The following is a 17,240-nucleotide window of genomic DNA, read 5'->3' on the forward strand; positions in this document are numbered from 1 at the left end:
CGTGATCCCTTTCAGGCTTCCGCCAGATACCGGTGCACCAGCATCACCGCCATCGACCCTTCACCGACGGCGGCGGCCACCCTCTTGGCGGATTCGGCGCGCACATCACCTGCAACAAACACACCCGGCACACTTGTTTCCAGATGGTGCGGCGGACGGTCCAGCGTCCAGCCCGACACGTTGCGCAGATCCGGCCCGGCGAGGATGAACCCGTGGTCGTCGCGGACCACGATGCCGTCCAGCCACTCGGTGCGCGGTTCGGCGCCGATGAAGATGAACATGCGCCCGCAGTTGTGCTCCTCGCGCGCGCCGGTCAGCGTGTTCTCCAGGCAGATGCCCTCGAGATGGCCGTTGCCCTTGGCCGCGTGCACCACGGTGTTCGGCAGCTCGCGGATCTTGGGGTTCGCCCTGATCTGCTGGATCAGATAGTGCGACATCGAATCCTCGAGCCTGCGGCGGCTGACGATCGTGACCTTCTTGGCGGTGCGCGACAGGTGCATCGCGGCCTGCCCGGCGGAGTTCGCGCCGCCGATCACGTACACCTCGTCGTCCTCGCAGTCGGCGGCCACCGACGCCGTCGCGCCGTAATACACGCCCGCTCCGGTGAGGTCGTCGCAGCCCTCGGCGGGCAGCTGCCGGTACTCGACGCCCATCGCCAGAATTACCGAGCGGGCGCCGATCGAGCGGCCGTCGGACAGTTTCACGGTCCGGGCAGAGCCGTCGATCTCCAGTGCGGTCACCTCCGCCGCGGTGATCAACTCGGCCTCGAACTTCTCGGCCTGCCTGCGTGCGCGTTCGGCGAGTTGGGCCCCCGACAGCCCGTCCGGGAAGCCGAGATAGTTCTCGATGCGCGAGCTCTGCCCGGCCTGCCCGCCGGTCGCGGTGCGCTCGATGAGCACCGTCTTGAGGCCCTCGGAGGCGCCGTACACCGCCGCGGCGAGGCCCGCGGGCCCGCCGCCGATGACCACCAGGTCGTAGAAGTCTTCGGCCGGGGTGGTCGTCAGGCCGAGGGTCGACCCCAGTTCGGCGTCGCTGGGGTCGACGAGCGTCTCACCCTGTTCGGTGATGATCACCGGCAGCGTCATCCCGTCCTGGCCCGCGGCCTCCAGCAGCTGCCTGCCCTTGGGATCGTCGGCGCGGAACCACGTGTAGTACAAGCGGTTTCGGGCCAGGAACTCGCGCACCTCCGACGACCGGGCGTTCCACGGGTGCCCGATGATCTTGGTGTGCGGGATGGCCCGGTCCCCGGTCTCGCGCCACGCTTCGATCAGCGCGTCGATGACGGGATAGAGCTTCTCCTCCGGAGGATCCCACGGTTTGAGCAGGTAGTGGTCGAGGTCGACGACGTTGATCGCGTCGATCGCGGCGTGGGTGTCGGCGTAGGCGGTGAGCAACACCCGACGGGCCATCGGGAACAGGTCCATCGCCTCTTCGAGGAACTCGATACCGCTCATCTGCGGCATCCGGTAGTCGGCGACGAACACCGCGACCGTCTCGCCGCGCAGTTTCAGTTCGTTGAGCGTCTCGAGTGCATCCGGGCCCGATTCGGCGCGCACGATCCGGAAATGTTCGCCGTAGTGACGACGCAGATCGCGCGCCACCGCGCGCGAGACGGCCGGATCGTCGTCGACGCTGAGTATCACGGGTTTGCGGGGTGCCGCGGCTAGGCCTGTCATCGTGATCAAGTATGCGCCGTCCTAGGCTGCGGGCCATGGGCGAACTCGAATACTCCGACTCGGTGTTCGTGGCACGGGACCCACAGGACGTGTACGCGTTGGTGTCCGACGTGACGCGGATGGGGCAGTGGAGTCCGGTGTGCCGGGCCTGCTGGTGGGACGATCCGGATGCCGGTGCCGTCGCCGGCGCGTGGTTCACCGGCCGCAACGAGACCCCGGAGCGGGTGTGGGAGACGCGCAGTCAGGTGACCGTGGCCGACGGCCGCTCCTTCGTCTGGGAGGTCAACGGCGGCTGGGTGCGGTGGGGCTTCACCGTCGCACCCGAGGGGGAGGGGACGCGGCTCACCGAGCACTGGCACCTGCTGCCGCGGGGCGTCGCGGGATTCGGTGAGCGCTACGGCGCCGACGCCGAGGCGCAGATCGCCGAGCGGACCGCGGCCGCCCACTCCGGCATCCCGGAGACGCTGGCCGCGATCAAGCGCACCGCCGAAAGCGGTTAAGCGGATCCCGCGCGGCAGATCATCACCGGGACACGGGCATGGTGGAGCAGGTTCAGGCTCGTCGAGCCCAGCAGCGCCGCGCTGAGAACGCTGCCGCGGTGATTGCCGACCACGACGAGCTGCGCGCCGGCGAGGCGGGCGAGCAACGCGCGACCGGGCTTGGCGTCATCGAGCAGGATCGACACCTGCACGTGGGGGTACTTCTGCTGCCACGGCTCGACCGCGTCGGTCAGCAGTGACCATTCCGCCTCCCGCAGCGCATCCCAGTCGATGAGGTGGGGGACCGTCACCTCGTCGCCGTCCATCCCCGTCCACCAGGAGTGCACCGCGGTGATCGGCGCGCCGTACCGGTCGGCGAATTCGAAGGCGGCCGCCAGCGCAGCCGTACCGGCCGGGGTGCCGTCCACGCCCACCACGACCGGCTCGGTGCCGGGCCGCGCGACCTCGCGCCAGGCCACCACCGGGCACGCCGCGGCCCCGGCGATCCGCAGGGTCGTGGAACCGATCAGCAGCGCCGCGGCCGGAGTCACGTCGTCGCAGCCCAACACCACCAGGGCGGCCTCACCGCTCATGCGGACCAGCGCGTCGCCAGCCGGTGCGTCGACCGTCACAACATCCACTATCAACCTCGGATAGTGTTCGGTCACAAAGGTTTTCGCTGCGTCTAGTACCCGGTGGGCGGTGTCCTGCTGCGCCGCGACGGCAGCCGCATGGATCGCCACGACCGCCGCGTCGGTGAAGGAGTGGCCGACGGTGACGGTGGAGTGCACCAGCCGCAGCGAGGTGCCGCACCGGTCGGCGACCGCGGCCGCCCACTGTGCGGCGCGCAGGCTGGGGGCGGAGCCGTCGATACCGACGACCAACGGAGGCGTGCGCTGCGCCATGAGGTGCCCTTCGGGATCAGTCGGCGTGGGTGCTGCGGGTCAGCAGGACTTTGAGCGCGCCGGTCTCGCCCGCACGGCTGAACACGTCGTAGGCGAGGTCGAACTCGTCCATGCCGAAGTGGTGGGTGACCATCGGTGCCGTGTCGATCTGCTGGCCGGCCAGCAGGCCGATGAGGGTGGGTGTGGAGTGGGTGTCCACCAGCCCGGTGGTGATCGTGAGGTTCTTGATCCAGATGTCCTCGAGGTGCAGGGTCGCCGGTTTCCCGTGCACCCCGATGTTGGCGACATGTCCGCCGGGCCGCACCAGCCGCACCGCCTGTTCGAAGGTTTCGGGCACGCCGACGGCCTCCATCGCCACATCGGCTCCCAACCCGTCGGTGAGGTCGTCGATGACCGTGCGCGGATCCTGGGATGTCGAGTCCACCACGATGTCGGCCCCGACATCGGTCGCGGCCTTGAGCCGGGTCTCGGCGATGTCGATCACCACGATGCGGCTGGGGCTGTACAGCTTCGCGGTCAGCACCGCGGCCAGGCCGATCGGGCCGGCGCCGACGATCGCCACCACGTCACCCGGGCGCACCGCCGCGTTGAGCACGCCGACCTCGTAGGAGGTGGGCAGGATGTCGGCGAGCAGCACCATCTGCTCGTCGCTGACGCGGTCGGGCACCTTGTGGGTGGAGTTGTCGGCGAAGGGCACACGCACGTATTCGGCCTGCGTGCCGTCGATGAGGTGGCCGAGGATCCAGCCGCCACCGCCGAGGCACTGGCCGTACTGCCCGTCGCGGCAGTAGCGGCAAGCGCCGCAGGCGCTGATACACGACACCAGCACCCGGTCGCCGACGGCGAGAGTCTGTACTGCGGAACCGATCTCGGTGACGGTGCCGACGGCTTCGTGGCCGAGGATGCGGCCGGGCGCCACCTCGGGGACGTCGCCTTTGAGGATGTGCAGATCGGTGCCGCAGATCGTGACCGCGTCGACGCGGACGATGGCGTCGGTGGCGTGTTCGATGACCGGGTCGGGCACCTGCTCCCACGAGCGCCTGCCCGGGCCGTGGTAAACCATGGCGTGCATGACCAAACCTCCTGTTGTTCGTGCCGGCGTCAGATCGCCAGGCAACAGATTTGTTGTGCTTCGGCGACCGAGTCGGCCAGCAGCTTCCCGGTGTCGACGCGGTGGGCGCCCGACCAGACGGGTGCGGTGATGTCGGCGGCGATCTGCGGCGTGGCGTCCGATGTCGTCGACGTGCGCCGCTCGATGCGCTGCTGTGCGGCCGAAAGATCGGTGGCGCAGGCCAGTTCGACCAGGACCGCGTAGGCATTGTCGGCGCACCGGTGGGCGGCGCGGCGGTGCTGCGGGTCGCGCCAGGTGCCGTCGAGGATCACCGACTCGCCGCGGGCCAGCAGGGCTGCGGCGCGGTCGAGCACCGTCCGATAGACCAGCGCGACGTTTCCCGGGGCGTACAGCCCGCTGTCGAGGGCGCCGGCATCGCCGTGCAGGACGTTGCCGGCCTGCAGTTCGCGGCGCACGTTGTCGGTCGAGATCACCTGGGCGCCCACGGATTGGCCGAGCGCCTCGGACAGCGTGGTCTTGCCGGTGCCGGGACCCCCGCCGACCAGGACCAGCCGGACGGTGGCCGCTTTGAGGTGTTCGGCGGCCAGTTCCAGGTGCCAGCGGGCGTCCGCGGCCGCGGCGGGGTGGCCCTGGGCGACGCGGATGCAGTCGACCTTGGCGCGTACGACGGCGCGGTAGGCGATGTAGAAGTCGACCAGCGAGCGCGGCGCGCTGTCGCCGGCGAATTCGCGGTAGCGGTCAAGGAAGTGCTCGGCGAGGTCACGCCGGCCCAGGAACTCCAGATCCATGGCCAGAAACGCCGCATCGTCGATGCCGTCGACGCGGCGCAGCCGGTCGTCGAACTCCAGACAGTCCAACACGACCGGACCGTCGGGGGCGCAGAAGATGTCATCGGCGAGCAGGTCGCCGTGACCGTCGACGATGCGGCGGTCGGCGATGCGCCCGGCGAAGAGTGCGTGCCGGCCGTCGAGGTAGCGCAACGCCAGGCGGCGGACCTCGTCGACGGCGGCGGCGGGCACCGTCTCGGGATGGTGGTCGAGTTCGGCGAGGTTCTCACACCACCGCTGTCCGACCGCGGCCGGCGTCGCGCACGCGTCGACCTCGTCGCCGCGCTCGGCGATGCCGTGGAACCGCGCCACCATGCCCGCCAGTGCCGTGAGGTGGTCGTCGGTGGGCGCGCCGCGGGCCACCAGGGCGCGCAACCGGTCGCGGTCAGGGTAGCGGCGCATCACCACCACCGGTTCGGGGGCGTCATGTCCGGGGATCTGCAGATGCGCCACGCCGAGGTAACTGTGCGGCGCCAGCCGGCGGTTGAGCGCGACCTCGCGGGCGCAGACCGCCTCGCGTTGCGCGGGGCTGCGGAAGTCGAGGAAGTCCGTGCGGATCGGCTTCTTGGCCTTGAACGCTCTGTCGCCCACCAGGATCACCACACCGGTGTGGGTCTCGTGAACCTCGGCGGCCAGGTCGGCCAGCCGGGCGTCGTCCGCAGGGGCGGTGCGCTCCGTCGTGGTCATGGTGTCATCGTGGCCGCTCGCGGTGCGGCGGCACAGCGGCCTTCGGCCACCGGCGTGCGGCGGAAAGTCCCGACCGCGCGGGCCTTAAGTCCTCACCTGCAGAGGCAGGTGACGAAAGACCCTTCCGCCGTGGCGGCGATGCGGTGACTGTGGGGTGATGACCGCGACACGACCCGACATCGACACGATCAGCGACGCAGTGCAGTTGGCGTGCCGTGCCCCGTCGGTGCACAACAGCCAGCCGTGGCGCTGGGTCGCCGACCGAAGCGGGCTGCAGCTGTTCCTCGACGCCGACCGATTGGTGGCGACCGACCACTCGGGGCGCGAAGCCCTGCTCAGTTGCGGGGCCGTGCTGCACCACCTGCGGGTCGCCATGACAGCCAGCGGCTGGATCGCTCATGTCGAGCGCTACCCGAACCCCAACGACCACCGCCACCTGGCCAGCATCGACTTCTCGCCGATGTCGTATGTGACTGACGGCCATCGCGCCCGCGCGGCGGCGATCGGGCGGCGCCGCACCGACCGACTGCCGTTCGGGGCGCCGCCGGACTGGGACGCGCTGGAGATGCTGCTCCGCAGCGCCGTCGACGAATCGTTGGCGATGCTCGACGTCATCGCCGACGACGCCCGTCCACAACTCGCCGAAGCCTCCCAGCTGACCGAGTCGCTGCGCCTCTACGACTCCGACTACCACGCCGAATTGAACTGGTGGACCGGGTGGTTGGCGGTCTCGGACGGCATCCCGCAGAGTTCGCTGGTGTCGGCGGCCGAAAGCGACCGCGTCGATATCGGCCGGCACTTCCCGGTCACCCATGGTGGGCTCGAACGGCGGATGAGCGTGCCGGAGGACCGCTCGAAGGTGCTCGTCATCTCGGCGCACGACGACACCCGCCGCGACATCCTCGACTGCGGTGAAACGCTGTCACGGGTGCTGTTGGAGGCGACGCTGGCGGGGATGGCGACCTGCACGCTCACCCATCTGACCGAACTGCGGGCCAGTCGCGACATCATCTCCAGCCTCGTCGATCGCGATCTGCCGCAGGTGTTGATCCGCGTCGGGACGGCACCCGCGCTGGATGCCGACGCACCGCTGACGCCCCGGCGTCGTCTCGACGAGGTGCTTGAGGTACGGCTGTGAGCATGGTGACCGTATTCCTCGTCGACGACCACGAAGTGGTGCGCCGCGGCCTGGTCGATCTGCTCAGCGCCGAATCCGACCTGGAGGTGATCGGTGAAGCCGGCTCGGTGGCCGAGGCGCTGGCCCGCATCCCGGCGCTGCGTCCCCAGGTCGCCGTCCTCGATGTGCGGCTACCCGACGGCAACGGCATCGAACTGTGCCGCGATCTGCTGTCCCGGCTACCGGACCTGCGGTGTCTGATGCTGACGTCGTTCACTTCCGATCAAGCCATGGTGGACGCGATCCTCGCCGGCGCCAGCGGCTACGTGATCAAAGACATCAAGGGCATGGAGTTGGCCACGGCGATCAGGGAAGTCGGGGCTGGCCGCTCGCTGCTCGACAACCGCGCGGCGGCCGCGCTGATGGCCAAGCTGCGGGGGGCCGCCGAGGAGTCCGATCCGCTCTCCGGGCTGACCGACCAGGAACGCGTGCTGTTGGGGCTGCTCGGGGAGGGGCTGACCAACAAGCAGATCGCCGCGCGCATGTTCCTGTCGGAGAAGACGATCAAGAATTATGTGTCGCGGCTGCTGGCCAAACTGGGGGTGGAGCGCCGCACCCAGGCGGCGGTGTTCATGTCACGGCTCGACCGTGGTCACGAGCCGAGCGGCGATCTTTAGTTTCGTTCGTTAATTCGCTAGCCGATCTCTTCCGCGGCACCTATTCCGGTGTCAGGATGGCGGGATGACCGGCGCTGGACCGGATGACCAGACCAGCATCCGCCCGATTCGCGAAACACTGTCGCAGCTGCGGCTGCGGGAGTTGCTCACCGAGGTGCGGGACCGGGTTGAGGAGATCGTCGCCGGCCGCGACCGGCTCGACGGTCTGGTCGACGCGATGCTGACCGTGACCTCCGGGCTCGATCTCGACGCCACGCTGCGTACCATCGTGCACACCGCGATCGAGCTGATCGACGCCCGTTACGGCGCTCTCGGGGTGCGCGGACACGGTCACGAACTGGTCGAATTCATCTACGAGGGCATCGAGGAACCCACCCGCGAGGCGATCGGGCCGCTCCCGCAGGGGCGCGGTGTGCTCGGTGTGCTCATCGACGACCCCCAACCCATCCGCCTGGAGAACATCCACGACCATCCCGCCTCGGTCGGGTTCCCCGCCCACCATCCCCCGATGCGGACCTTTCTCGGGGTGCCTATCCGGATCCGCGACGAGGTCTTCGGCAACCTCTACCTGTCGGAGAAGACGTCGGGTCAACCGTTCAGCGAGGACGACGAAGTCCTCACCCAGGCACTGGCCGCCGCGGCCGGCATCGCCATCGACAACGCCCGCCTGTTCGAGCAGTCCCGCACCCGGCAGGCGTGGATCGCGGCCACCCGCGACATCGCCACCGAACTGCTCGGTGGCGCCGACCCGGCCCGGGTGCACCGGCTGGTGGTGGAGGAGTCACTCAAACTGACCCACGCCGACGTCGCGTTCGTCGCGGTGCCGGGCGACGACGAAGCTCCGCTCAGTGATGTGTGTGAGCTGCTCATCGTCGAGGCCGCCGGCGACATCCGCGCCGACCCGGCCCACACGCCGCCGATTCCGGTGGCCGGCAACCCGATCGGGGAGACCTTCCACCGGCGTGCCCCCACGCTGACCGACGCCGTCGACACCGTGACCGGTCTGCTCGACGACGCCGGACCAGCGTTGCTGCTGCCCATGCGGACCGCCGACACGGTCATCGGCGTGGCGGTGCTGCTGCGGCGCGTCGGAAGCCCCGTGTTCACCGACGAGCAGCTGGAGATGATGGCCGCCTTCGTCGACCAGGCGGCGCTGGCCTGGCAAGCCGCGGTCGCGCAACGCCGCATACGCGAACTGGACATCCTCACCGACCGCGACCGCATCGCGCGCGACCTGCACGACCACGTGATCCAGCGGCTGTTCGGCGTGGGACTGGCGCTGCAGGGCACCATTCCCCGCTCCCGCAACCCCGACGTGCAACGCCGCCTCACCGAATGCGTGGACGACCTCCAAAGCGTCATCCAGCAGATCCGCACCGCCATCTTCGACCTGCAGGGCGGCCCGGTCGCCGCCACCCGGCTGCGGCAACGGCTCGACGAGGCGATCGCCCGGTTCGCCGGTGCCGAGCTGCGGACGACGGTGCAGTACGTGGGGCCGCTGTCGGTGGTGGGCGCCGACCTCGCCGACCACGCCGAAGCCGTGCTCTCCGAGGCGGTCAGCAACGCCGTGCGGCATGCCCGCGCCACCGCGCTGAGCGTGTTGGTGACCGTGGGCGACGACCTGCGGATCGAGGTGCGCGACAACGGGATCGGGGTGCCCGACAATCTCACCGAAAGCGGGTTGGCGAATTTGCGCGGCCGCGCCGAGGAGTCCGGCGGCCACTTCACCATCGGCCCCGCCGACGGCGGGGGCACCCGCGTGTGCTGGGTCGCACCGCTGGCCTGAGCGGAGCGCGGCCGGTCACCCGCGCGGGTTCCTGCCGTCCTGGCCGGTCACGTCCGCGAGTTCCCGGTCCCATCGGGCATACCGGGAGCGGTTGGACTGCCGGTGCACCAACCAGCCCAGCGATCCTGCCGCAGCGGCCACCGTCACCCAGGCCGCCACCGCGACCGCGGCCGCTTCGCGCGCGGCCCGAGACGGCGGCGACGGGCCCGCGATGCGGTCGCCGGCCGCGTTCACCCAGATGGTGAACTGAGCGCCGGCGCTGAGCCGCTCGGCGGTGGGCACCTCCTCGAGGTGGGTGCGGCCGGCGGCATCCCAGCGCGCGACGGTGACGCGGGCGGCGGCGTCCGGTTCGGCGATAACCCTGGTGTCGTCGACCGCGGTGGCGGTGACGGTCCGATCGCCGCGCGCCTGCTCGGCGTAGACGCGCGACCGCGCGTCGTACTGGGCGGTGCCGATCGCGCCGGCGACGGCCGCGAAGCACACCGCCGTCACCGCCAACACGGCCACCACCAAGGCCTCGACCCGGTCCACGGGCCGCACCATCGAATCCCGATCACCCATGGCGCGCAGCACATTCCACCCCCTGGGTGCGTTCCCTGCCATGACCGGCCCCCTACTCCCAGGGGGACCCGTCGAGCCGGGACACCGCCTCGGCCAGCGGTCGGCGCGGGGTGGGCGGCAGCGGGTCGGCGTTCACCGGGGCCCACCCGACCCGGAAAAGCAGCTGAGGGAACGCGCTCGCGCCGAACACCTCGGTCTGTACGGCGTCGCGGGTCGCGGGGATCTCCAGCGGTTCGGTGACCGGGCAGCTCGCCAGCCCGATCGCGGTCGCGGTGAGCAACGCCAGGCTGGCCGCCTCCCCGGCGCGCAGCCGCGCCAGCGCGTCGTCGTCGGCGGTCCCCAGCGCCAGCAGTACCGCATTGTCGTCGGCGGGTTCGGCGCCTTCTGGTTGTTTGAGCGCGGCCCCGGCGAACACGCGGGCCGGCAGCGGTGCCCCGGCGACGGCGGCGGGCACGCTGGCCGCAGGTACCCCCGCCGTCGCGGCGTGCCGTCCGCTCCAGGTGGCCAGTTCGGCCAGGTAACCCAGATCGGCGGCGTGCTGGCGCACCGCGGCCGCCACGGCCGACCGCAGCTGCGAGGTGGCCTCGACGCGGCGCATCAGGACCCCGGCGCGGGCAGCGCGCGCGCCGATCAGCGCGATGTCCCCGGCGGCGACCGGCCAGGGGCTGAAGAGCCTGCGGTCGGTGCGGCGGCGCGGGATCGCGGCGGCGAGCGCGATGTCGGCCTCGTGCGGGGTTTGGCGGTGCAGCGCGAGGGCGGCCAGGTGCCCCGGTTCGGCGGGGTTCGGGAAGCGGTGGATCTCCGCGCGCCACCCAAGCGCGGCGAGCGCGACCACGGCGTGGTTGAGCGCGGCGCCGCAGCTGATCAGCAGTTCCCGGGCGTCGGGGTCGGTGTGGGGCAGGTGCAGCGAGCGCTCGGCGTACAGATGCAGGCTGTCGTGGCCGACGCGCCAGCGCCATGGTTGCGAATTGTGGATCGAGGGGGCGCGCGCGGCCAGCGACAGCGCCGCGTGCACCGTCTCCCGATCAGGACCTGGTGTCGGCATGGTCAGCACCCTCTTTCCTCGCATCGGTCAGCGCCCGGTACATCGCGTCGTCGGCCATCAGGCCGTAGGTGTAGAGCTCGAGGGTCGGCATGAGCAGGTCGCGGGCGTAGTCGCGCACCACCGCGGCCATATCGGTGGGGTCGGGGTGCAGTTTGCGGTAGAGCAGGAACGCGCCGCCGCCGAACATCGCCAGCAGACGGGCGCGGCCACGCGGGTCGGCGGTGGGTCTGAGGGTCCCCGCCGCCACCCCGGCTTCGAGGTACTCCTGGGCGTTGTCGGTCATGTGCTGCAACAGGTTCCGGCCGGCCTGGTCGCCGCCCTCGAGGCTGCGCACCAGATAGGACAGCAGCGGGGCGTAGCTTTCGATATTGGCCAGCTGCGCCGACCAGCTGCTGGGGTCGTGGCTGGTCACCGCCGCGGTCTTCGCGCGGCGGACGGTTTCCATCAGGTAGTCGTCGCAGGCTTCGCGCAGGCCCTCGGGGGACCCGAACAGGTCTCGCAGGGTGCTGTCGGCGACACCGGTGGCGGTGGTCAGCTGCGCCATGGACTGGTCGAATCCGGCGCGGCCGAAGTACTCCAGGGCTGCCGCACACACCTGGTCGCGCAGTGGTTGCTCGGCAGGCGAACTGTCGATGGTGGTGGGATGAGCGGTCATGGCGGCCCTTCCGGGGGAGTTGTCGATGTTCCATGGGAAGCGGAACGTCTCCATCACACCGCGGGCTGGGTGGGGCGGCTAGGGACCATCGGCCCGACCGTGCCCTCCGAACGGCCCCTGCGGGCGGTCAGGTCGTGCTGTCGTCCTCGGCCAGGACGAAGTAGCTTTCCTCTTCCTGGGCGAAGTGCAGCCGCAGCACCGCGTACAGCCCGTACAGGCACGCCAGCAGGTCGTCGACCTGTTCGGGGCGGATCGCTGCCGCGGCGTCGGCGGTGGTGAGGTGGGCGCCGACGCGGTCGGTGAGGCGCTGGATCTCGGCGTGGGTGCGGCTCATGGTGGCCGTGGCCTCGTCACCGCCGAGCGGGCGCGCCAACGCGGGGTACAGCTGAGCCTCCTCGGCCAGTTCGTGGGGCAGGATCTCCTCGGCGAGCATCCGGTGCGCGGCGTGCACGGCGGCCAGCGCGGCGGCATCCGGCGCGGCGGCCAGCTGGTCGGCGCTGTCGCGCAGCACGTCCAGCGCGTCGCGTAACGCATCGTGTTCGGCGGCGAACCGGTGCAGCAGATCCCGGGTTGTCGGGGCCAGGTCGGTGGCGGCGTCGCGACCCGCCCGCAGCGCGCGCAGCGCGTTGAGGATCACGGTGATGTCGATGCCCTCCTGCAGCAGCGCGCCGGCCGCCGGCGGTATCCATCCCACCGCGGCGAGAACCATCGCCAGCAACGACAGGCTCATGCCGACCGCGGCGCTCTGCACGGCGATACGCCGTGACCGGCGGGCGATGTCCATGGCGTCGGCCAGCCGGTCGAGCCGGTCGGTGGTCAACACGATGTCGGCGGCCTCGGAGGAGGCGGTCGCCCCGCGCGCCCCCATCGCCACCCCCACGGTCGCCGCGGCCAGGGCCGGCGCATCGTTGATGCCGTCACCGACCATCACCGTCACCGCGCGTCCGCATTCAGCGCGCACCGCGGCGACCTTGTCGGCCGGGCTCTGTTCGGCGTACACCGCGTCGAGACCCAGAACGGTGGCGACCTCCCGGGCCGGCTCCGGGCGGTCGCCGGTGAGCATCACCAGCCGGGTGAAGCCGGCGCCGCGCAACCTGCGCATGGTCCGCGGCGCGTGGCGGCGCAACGGATCTCGCAGCAGCACCGCACCCACCGGCTGCCCGTCGCGGCACACCCAGGCGATCGCGGCTCCGTCGAGCCCGGCGCGGGTGACCACGCCGCGCTGCCAGTCGACGCGCGTCCGGTCCGCCGGCAACTTCCCGACGAAAACGCGACGGCCGCCGACAGTGGCGGTGACGCCGCGGCCGGGCTCTTCGACCACATCGGTGGGCAGCGTCAACGACAGTTTGCGGCCCAGCGCCTCGGTGACGATCGCCTCGCCCAGCACGTGCGGTGAGAACTGGTCGACCGAAGCGGCCAGCCGCAGCACCTCGGCCGCAGCGCCGCCGGGGGCGGCGACCACGTCGACCACCCGCGGATGACCCATCGTCACCGTGCCGGTCTTGTCCATGAGCAATGTCGTTGCCTGCCCGAGGTTTTCCAGCGCCCCGCCGCTGCGGACGATCACCCCCGCCCGGGAGGCCCGCGCCAGCCCCGACACGATGGCGACCGGCGCGGCCAGCAGCAGCGGACAGGGGGTGGCCACCACCAGCACCGCCACCGCCCGTACCGCCGCGCCGCTGAACACCCATGCGGCGCCGGCCACCAGGAGCGCCAGCGGCAGGAACCACGCGGCGTACCGGTCGGCCAACCGCACGATCGGGGCGCTCTCGGCGCCGGCCTGCTGCGCCAACCGCACGATGCCGGCGTACGTGCTGTCGGTGGCGGTCGCGGTGGCGCGCATCTCGAAGGCGCCGCCGGCGTTGAGGACGCCGCTGCGCACCGGTTCGCCGACGGCGTGTTCGACCTGCAGCGGTTCACCGGTCAGTGCCGACTCGTCGAGAACCGCCACCGTGTCGAGCACGCGCCCGTCCACGGGCACCACCTCGCCGGGACCGACAATCAGCACATCGTCGACGGCGACGTCGTCGAGCGGGATCACCGCGACCCGCGCGCCGGCGCGTCGCCGCGCGAACCGCGGGGCGCGTTCGAGCAGGGCGCGCAGGTCATGGCTGGCGCGTCGGGTGGCCGCGGCGTCGAGGGCGCGACCGCCGGCCAGCATCACCGCGACCAGCGCCCCGGCCAGATACTCGTGCACCAGCAGTGTGCCGACCAGCGACAGCACCGCGATGAGGTCGACCCCGATCCGGCCGCGTCGCAGCGCCGCCAGCACCCACACCACCGCGGGCACCACCGCCAGCACGGTGCCGACGATCCAGCAGCCGTCGGCGACGGACCGCCATCCGGCCAGCCACGCCACGCCGCCGCCGGCCAGCGCGGCCACCGTCAGTGCCACCAGCACGGGTTCGATGAACGGGCGGCACCGCCGAAGCATCCGCTGCGGCATGGCCGTGGAGTGGTGTTCCATCATCGTCCTTCCGGGCCGCATGCGGCTCAAGCCCGCGGCGTCGAGCAGGCGGGCGGCCCGACGGTGTGCCCGGTTCGAGTGCATCAGCCGCACCCGGCGAGAGCTAGGGTCTTTCGGCCCGTCGGATGCTCATGTGACCGTCGAGTCCCGCGCTGCCGGCAGTGTGGGCCAGCGCGCGGTGTTCCCTTGAACGCCGGCGGCCACCGGTGGAGGGTGGACAGCGGCGCGCTCACCCGATCGGCAGGACAGCTGATGTCAGTACAGGTCGAGGAAGTGTTCTTCCCGTCCGGCGGTACGCGGTGCGCCGCCGACCTCTACCGCCCCCAGGGCGCAGCTTCGCTGCCGGGCTTGGTCATGGCCCACGGCGGCAGCGGCACCAAACGCCTCGGGTTGCCCCGGTACGCCGAGGAATTCGCCGCGCTCGGGATCGGGGTGCTGGTCTTCGACTACCGCGGCTTCGGGCGCAGCGGGGGGCAGCCACGACAGGTCATCGACGTCGCCGCCCAACGCGACGACTACCGGGCCGCCGTGCGGCATCTGCGTCACCGCGACGACATCGACGCCCGCAGGGTCGCGCTGTGGGGCACATCGCTCAGCGGTGGGCATGTCCTCGCGGTCGCGGCGACCGATCCCGACATCGCCGCGGTGATCGCCCAGGTGCCCCTGATCGACGGCTGGCATCGGGGTCGCACCTTCCGGCAGCGCCTCGACCGGGACATCCTCTGGCGCACTGCGCAGTTCACCGCGGCGGCGGTGTGGGACGCCGGTCGGGGCGCACTCGGCCGGGAGCCGCTCCTGGTGCCCGTGGTGGCGCGCCGGGGCGAAGTCGCGGTGTTCACCGAGCCCGAGGCGCGCACCATCTTCGAGGCGCTCGGCGGCCAAGCGGTCGGCTGGCGCAACGCCCTCGCCCCGCGGATGCTGTTCGCGCTGCCGCGCTACCGCAGAGGGACCGCCGAGAAGCTACGCATGCCGGTGCTGATGTGCATCGCCGACGAGGACCTGCAGGCCTCACCGCGGTTCGCCGCACGGATCGCGTCACTGATGAACCATGTCGAACTGCACCGGTATCCGGCCGGTCACTTCGACGTGTACTCGGGGGAGCTCTTCGCCCGAATCCGGTCCACGCAGGCAGAGTTCCTCCGCCGGCACCTAGTGGCAGCCCCGCGGTGGCGGGCGGATCTCCGTACTCGTGTCGTCTCGGCGCGGTCATCCGGTCAGCGAGACGATCCCCAGCGCTGCCACGCAGACGACGATGACCGCGGTGACCGCCGCGTACAGCAGGGTGGCGCCGCCGGTCAGGCGGAACCGTCCCATGAGGTCGCGGTCGCGGCCGATGCCGATCATCACCCACAGCAACGGGATCAGCAGTACGGCGTTGAGCACCTGGGTGGCGACGAGGATGGTCACCAGCGGGGCGCCCGGGATCAGGACGGTCCCGGCGCCGAGCGCGGTGACCACCCCGAAGGTGACGTAGAAGGTCTTGGCGTCGGCGAATGAATCATCCAGCGCCGCTTCGAAGCCGGCGTACTCACACACCGAGTAGGCCGTCGACAGCGGTAGCACCGAGGCGGCCAGCAGGGCGGCGCCGACGAGCCCGGCGGCGAACAGCGTTGCGGCCGCAGGGCCGGCCAGCGGTTGCAGCGCCACCGCGGCGTCGGCGGCGTCGGTGATGGTGCGGCCGTCGCGGTGCAGAGTGGCCGCGCACGCCACGACGACGAAGAACCCGATGACGCCGGTGAGTGCGGCGCCGGTGACGACGTCGACACCTTCGAGCCGCAAATCCTCCGTGCGCAGCTTCTTGTCGACGGCGTAGGACTGGATGAACGACAGCCCCCACGGTGCCAGGGTGGTGCCGATCGTGGCGGTGACGATCGCGATGGTCGCCGAATCCGCAGGCATCGTCGGGACCAGCAGACCGTGCGCGGCGGCGCCCCAGTCGGGGCGGGCCAGCAGACCCGAGGCGATGTAGGCCAAGAACACCGTCGACAGCAGCAGCAGGAGGTGCTCGATGCGGTGGAAGCTGCCGCGCAGCACCAGCAGCGACACAACCACCGCCGCCACCGGGACGCTGAGGCCGCGGGGCACGCCGAACAATTCCATTCCTGCTGCCACGCCGGCGAATTCGGCGCAGGTGGTGCCGACGTTGGCGACGACGAGCGCGCTCAGCACGACCGCGCCGACCCGCACGCCGTACCGGTGGCGGACCAGGCCGATCAACCCCTGGCCGGTGACCACGCCCATGCGGGCGGCCAGCCAGTGGAACATCACCAGCGCCACGGTGGACAGCAGCAGCACCCACAGCAGCTGGTAGCCGTGGTCGGCGCCGAGCAGCGAATACGTGGTGATCCCGGCCGGGTCGTCGTCGGACAGGCCCGCGAGCAGCCCGGGGCCCAGCACCGCCAGCAGGGCCCCCAGCGCCGCGCCGCGGCGCCTCACCGGTTGGGTCCCGGCACCGGGTGGCGGCGGCGCGGCCACACGTGGAAGCGCAGCAGCCGTCTGCCCCGCAGCGGGCGGGGGACGGCCAGGGTGCGCCGCCAGTGCGCCGCGCGCGTGGGCGGCATCTCCGCGAGGACTTCGGCGGTCTGGGTGTCGGTCATGGCGCGCAGCATCCGCTCGCCGACGACGGGATGGCTGGCCGCGATCACCCCGGCGGCCACCGTGGGGCCGCGGGCGGCCAGCACGTCGGCGGCCGACTGCACGTCCAGCCGTGCGACGAGCATCGCCAGACCCCGCGCGTCCAGGAGGTGGACCGCGGAACGCGGAGTGGCGAGCTGCAGGGTGTGCCCGCGCTCGGAGGTGAGGTGGCAGTCCGGCCAGGCGACGGCGTCGGGCCGGGTCCGCGCGGCCAGGCGGTGCAGGCCGAGCCGACGCAGCACCGCACCGAAGCCGACCTCGACGCCGACCACCTCGAGCCGGCCGTCGCCGCGGTGGGCCAGCACCACGTCGGCGACGCGGGCCAGGCGCTGGCCGGCGATGTCGACGACCTGGGAGTCGAGCACGTCACGGTGGAGGAGCAGTTCGTCGGGGTGCAGGGCCGCGCCGACCGCGCCGACCGCGAACGCGGTGAAATCGCCGCTGACCTCGATGGCGTTGTGGCGCAGCGCCGCCGCCGCCGACCACGGGATCAGCAGCGCCGGTGCGCGGCGGCGGTGGATCACGATCCGCTCGATCAGCGTCGCGCCGTGGCGGTCGCCGAGCCGGATGGTCAGATCAGCGAGCGCGCCGATTGCTCGCCCGTCGGGGGTGTGCACCCCCCGCCCGGTCAGCGCGCTCAACAACAGCATGG

Annotated in this window: 14 protein-coding genes and 1 pseudogene; 5 read left to right on the forward strand and 10 right to left on the reverse strand. The window is 71.5% G+C overall.

Annotated elements, in window-relative coordinates; genetic code table 11:
* Nucleotides 1-11: 11 nt before the first annotated feature.
* Nucleotides 12-1,676 (reverse strand): FAD-dependent oxidoreductase, encoded by a 1,665-nt coding sequence (locus AU194_RS15000; protein ID WP_059090055.1) that lies wholly within the window; start codon nucleotides 1,674-1,676, stop codon nucleotides 12-14.
* 35 nt (nucleotides 1,677-1,711) lie between these two features.
* On the opposite strand from AU194_RS15000, the gene AU194_RS15005 reads away from it, so the two are divergent.
* Entirely contained in the window at nucleotides 1,712-2,176 is a 465-nt protein-coding gene (locus tag AU194_RS15005; protein ID WP_059090056.1) for an SRPBCC family protein, read from the forward strand.
* Here the strand turns inward: AU194_RS15005 and AU194_RS15010 are convergent.
* From AU194_RS15010 to AU194_RS15020, 3 genes are read right to left on the reverse strand one after another with little or no spacing between them, the layout of a single operon-like run.
* The gene (locus tag AU194_RS15010; RefSeq protein ID WP_059090057.1) at nucleotides 2,173-3,060 is read right to left on the reverse strand and encodes a universal stress protein; all 888 of its coding nucleotides are present in this window, start codon (nucleotides 3,058-3,060) and stop codon (nucleotides 2,173-2,175) included. The genes AU194_RS15005 and AU194_RS15010 overlap by 4 nt on opposite strands.
* 16 nt (nucleotides 3,061-3,076) lie before the next feature.
* Entirely contained in the window at nucleotides 3,077-4,132 is a 1,056-nt protein-coding gene (locus AU194_RS15015) for a zinc-dependent alcohol dehydrogenase family protein (RefSeq protein ID WP_059090058.1), read from the reverse strand.
* A gap of 29 nt (nucleotides 4,133-4,161) precedes the next feature.
* Complete coding sequence (locus AU194_RS15020; RefSeq protein WP_059090059.1) at nucleotides 4,162-5,646, reverse strand: AAA family ATPase; 1,485 nt, start codon at nucleotides 5,644-5,646, stop codon at nucleotides 4,162-4,164.
* Between the two features lie 157 nt (nucleotides 5,647-5,803).
* On the opposite strand from AU194_RS15020, the gene AU194_RS15025 reads away from it, so the two are divergent.
* From AU194_RS15025 to AU194_RS15035, 3 genes are all read left to right on the forward strand, one after another.
* Nucleotides 5,804-6,784, forward strand: a complete 981-nt coding sequence (locus tag AU194_RS15025) for a hypothetical protein (protein WP_059090060.1) — start codon at nucleotides 5,804-5,806, stop codon at nucleotides 6,782-6,784.
* 2 nt (nucleotides 6,785-6,786) lie between these two features.
* On the forward strand, nucleotides 6,787-7,440 hold the full coding sequence (locus AU194_RS15030; protein ID WP_059090061.1) for a response regulator transcription factor: 654 nt from the start codon (nucleotides 6,787-6,789) through the stop codon (nucleotides 7,438-7,440).
* Nucleotides 7,441-7,504: 64 nt separating this feature from the next.
* Entirely contained in the window at nucleotides 7,505-9,226 is a 1,722-nt protein-coding gene (locus AU194_RS15035) for a GAF domain-containing sensor histidine kinase (protein WP_059090062.1), read from the forward strand.
* A gap of 15 nt (nucleotides 9,227-9,241) precedes the next feature.
* On the opposite strand, the gene AU194_RS15040 is transcribed toward AU194_RS15035, so the two are convergent.
* The 4 genes from AU194_RS15040 to AU194_RS15055 form a co-directional block, all read right to left on the reverse strand.
* Entirely contained in the window at nucleotides 9,242-9,829 is a 588-nt protein-coding gene (locus AU194_RS15040; protein WP_157576100.1) for a hypothetical protein, read from the reverse strand.
* A gap of 10 nt (nucleotides 9,830-9,839) precedes the next feature.
* A complete protein-coding gene (locus tag AU194_RS15045; RefSeq protein ID WP_059090216.1) occupies nucleotides 9,840-10,832 on the reverse strand; it encodes a hypothetical protein in 993 nt (330 codons plus the stop codon).
* Nucleotides 10,813-11,487: a TetR/AcrR family transcriptional regulator gene (locus tag AU194_RS15050; RefSeq protein ID WP_059090064.1), complete on the reverse strand. Its 675-nt coding sequence runs from the start codon at nucleotides 11,485-11,487 to the stop codon at nucleotides 10,813-10,815. The genes AU194_RS15045 and AU194_RS15050 overlap by 20 nt, the downstream gene beginning before the upstream one ends.
* 127 nt (nucleotides 11,488-11,614) lie before the next feature.
* A complete protein-coding gene (locus AU194_RS15055; RefSeq protein ID WP_082698671.1) occupies nucleotides 11,615-13,957 on the reverse strand; it encodes a heavy metal translocating P-type ATPase in 2,343 nt (780 codons plus the stop codon).
* A gap of 249 nt (nucleotides 13,958-14,206) precedes the next feature.
* On the opposite strand from AU194_RS15055, the pseudogene AU194_RS32615 reads away from it, so the two are divergent.
* Nucleotides 14,207-15,028 (forward strand): annotated as a pseudogene (locus AU194_RS32615) (alpha/beta hydrolase); the annotation flags it as partial.
* A gap of 132 nt (nucleotides 15,029-15,160) precedes the next feature.
* Here the strand turns inward: AU194_RS32615 and AU194_RS15060 are convergent.
* Both AU194_RS15060 and AU194_RS15065 read right to left on the reverse strand, forming a co-directional pair.
* Nucleotides 15,161-16,390 (reverse strand): NRAMP family divalent metal transporter, encoded by a 1,230-nt coding sequence (locus AU194_RS15060; protein WP_059090218.1) that lies wholly within the window; start codon nucleotides 16,388-16,390, stop codon nucleotides 15,161-15,163.
* Nucleotides 16,387-17,238: a PRC-barrel domain-containing protein gene (locus AU194_RS15065; RefSeq protein ID WP_059090065.1), complete on the reverse strand. Its 852-nt coding sequence runs from the start codon at nucleotides 17,236-17,238 to the stop codon at nucleotides 16,387-16,389. The genes AU194_RS15060 and AU194_RS15065 overlap by 4 nt, the downstream gene beginning before the upstream one ends.
* Nucleotides 17,239-17,240 lie beyond the last annotated feature (2 nt).

The sequence above is a fragment of the Mycobacterium sp. GA-2829 genome, assembly GCF_001499965.1.
Taxonomy (GTDB): domain Bacteria; phylum Actinomycetota; class Actinomycetes; order Mycobacteriales; family Mycobacteriaceae; genus Mycobacterium.

Excerpts from the sequence above, each read along its gene's own strand:
- AU194_RS15000 (WP_059090055.1), bottom strand. The coding sequence starts at position 1,676 with ATGACAGGCCTAGCCGCGGCACCCCGCAAACCCGTGATACTCAGCGTC.
- AU194_RS15005 (WP_059090056.1), top strand. The coding sequence starts at position 1,712 with ATGGGCGAACTCGAATACTCCGACTCGGTGTTCGTGGCACGGGACCCA.
- AU194_RS15010 (WP_059090057.1), bottom strand. The coding sequence starts at position 3,060 with ATGGCGCAGCGCACGCCTCCGTTGGTCGTCGGTATCGACGGCTCCGCC.
- AU194_RS15015 (WP_059090058.1), bottom strand. The coding sequence starts at position 4,132 with ATGCACGCCATGGTTTACCACGGCCCGGGCAGGCGCTCGTGGGAGCAG.
- AU194_RS15020 (WP_059090059.1), bottom strand. The coding sequence starts at position 5,646 with ATGACCACGACGGAGCGCACCGCCCCTGCGGACGACGCCCGGCTGGCC.
- AU194_RS15025 (WP_059090060.1), top strand. The coding sequence starts at position 5,804 with ATGACCGCGACACGACCCGACATCGACACGATCAGCGACGCAGTGCAG.
- AU194_RS15030 (WP_059090061.1), top strand. The coding sequence starts at position 6,787 with ATGGTGACCGTATTCCTCGTCGACGACCACGAAGTGGTGCGCCGCGGC.
- AU194_RS15035 (WP_059090062.1), top strand. The coding sequence starts at position 7,505 with ATGACCGGCGCTGGACCGGATGACCAGACCAGCATCCGCCCGATTCGC.
- AU194_RS15040 (WP_157576100.1), bottom strand. The coding sequence starts at position 9,829 with ATGGCAGGGAACGCACCCAGGGGGTGGAATGTGCTGCGCGCCATGGGT.
- AU194_RS15045 (WP_059090216.1), bottom strand. The coding sequence starts at position 10,832 with ATGCCGACACCAGGTCCTGATCGGGAGACGGTGCACGCGGCGCTGTCG.
- AU194_RS15050 (WP_059090064.1), bottom strand. The coding sequence starts at position 11,487 with ATGACCGCTCATCCCACCACCATCGACAGTTCGCCTGCCGAGCAACCA.
- AU194_RS15055 (WP_082698671.1), bottom strand. The coding sequence starts at position 13,957 with ATGATGGAACACCACTCCACGGCCATGCCGCAGCGGATGCTTCGGCGG.
- AU194_RS15065 (WP_059090065.1), bottom strand. The coding sequence starts at position 17,238 with ATGCTGTTGTTGAGCGCGCTGACCGGGCGGGGGGTGCACACCCCCGAC.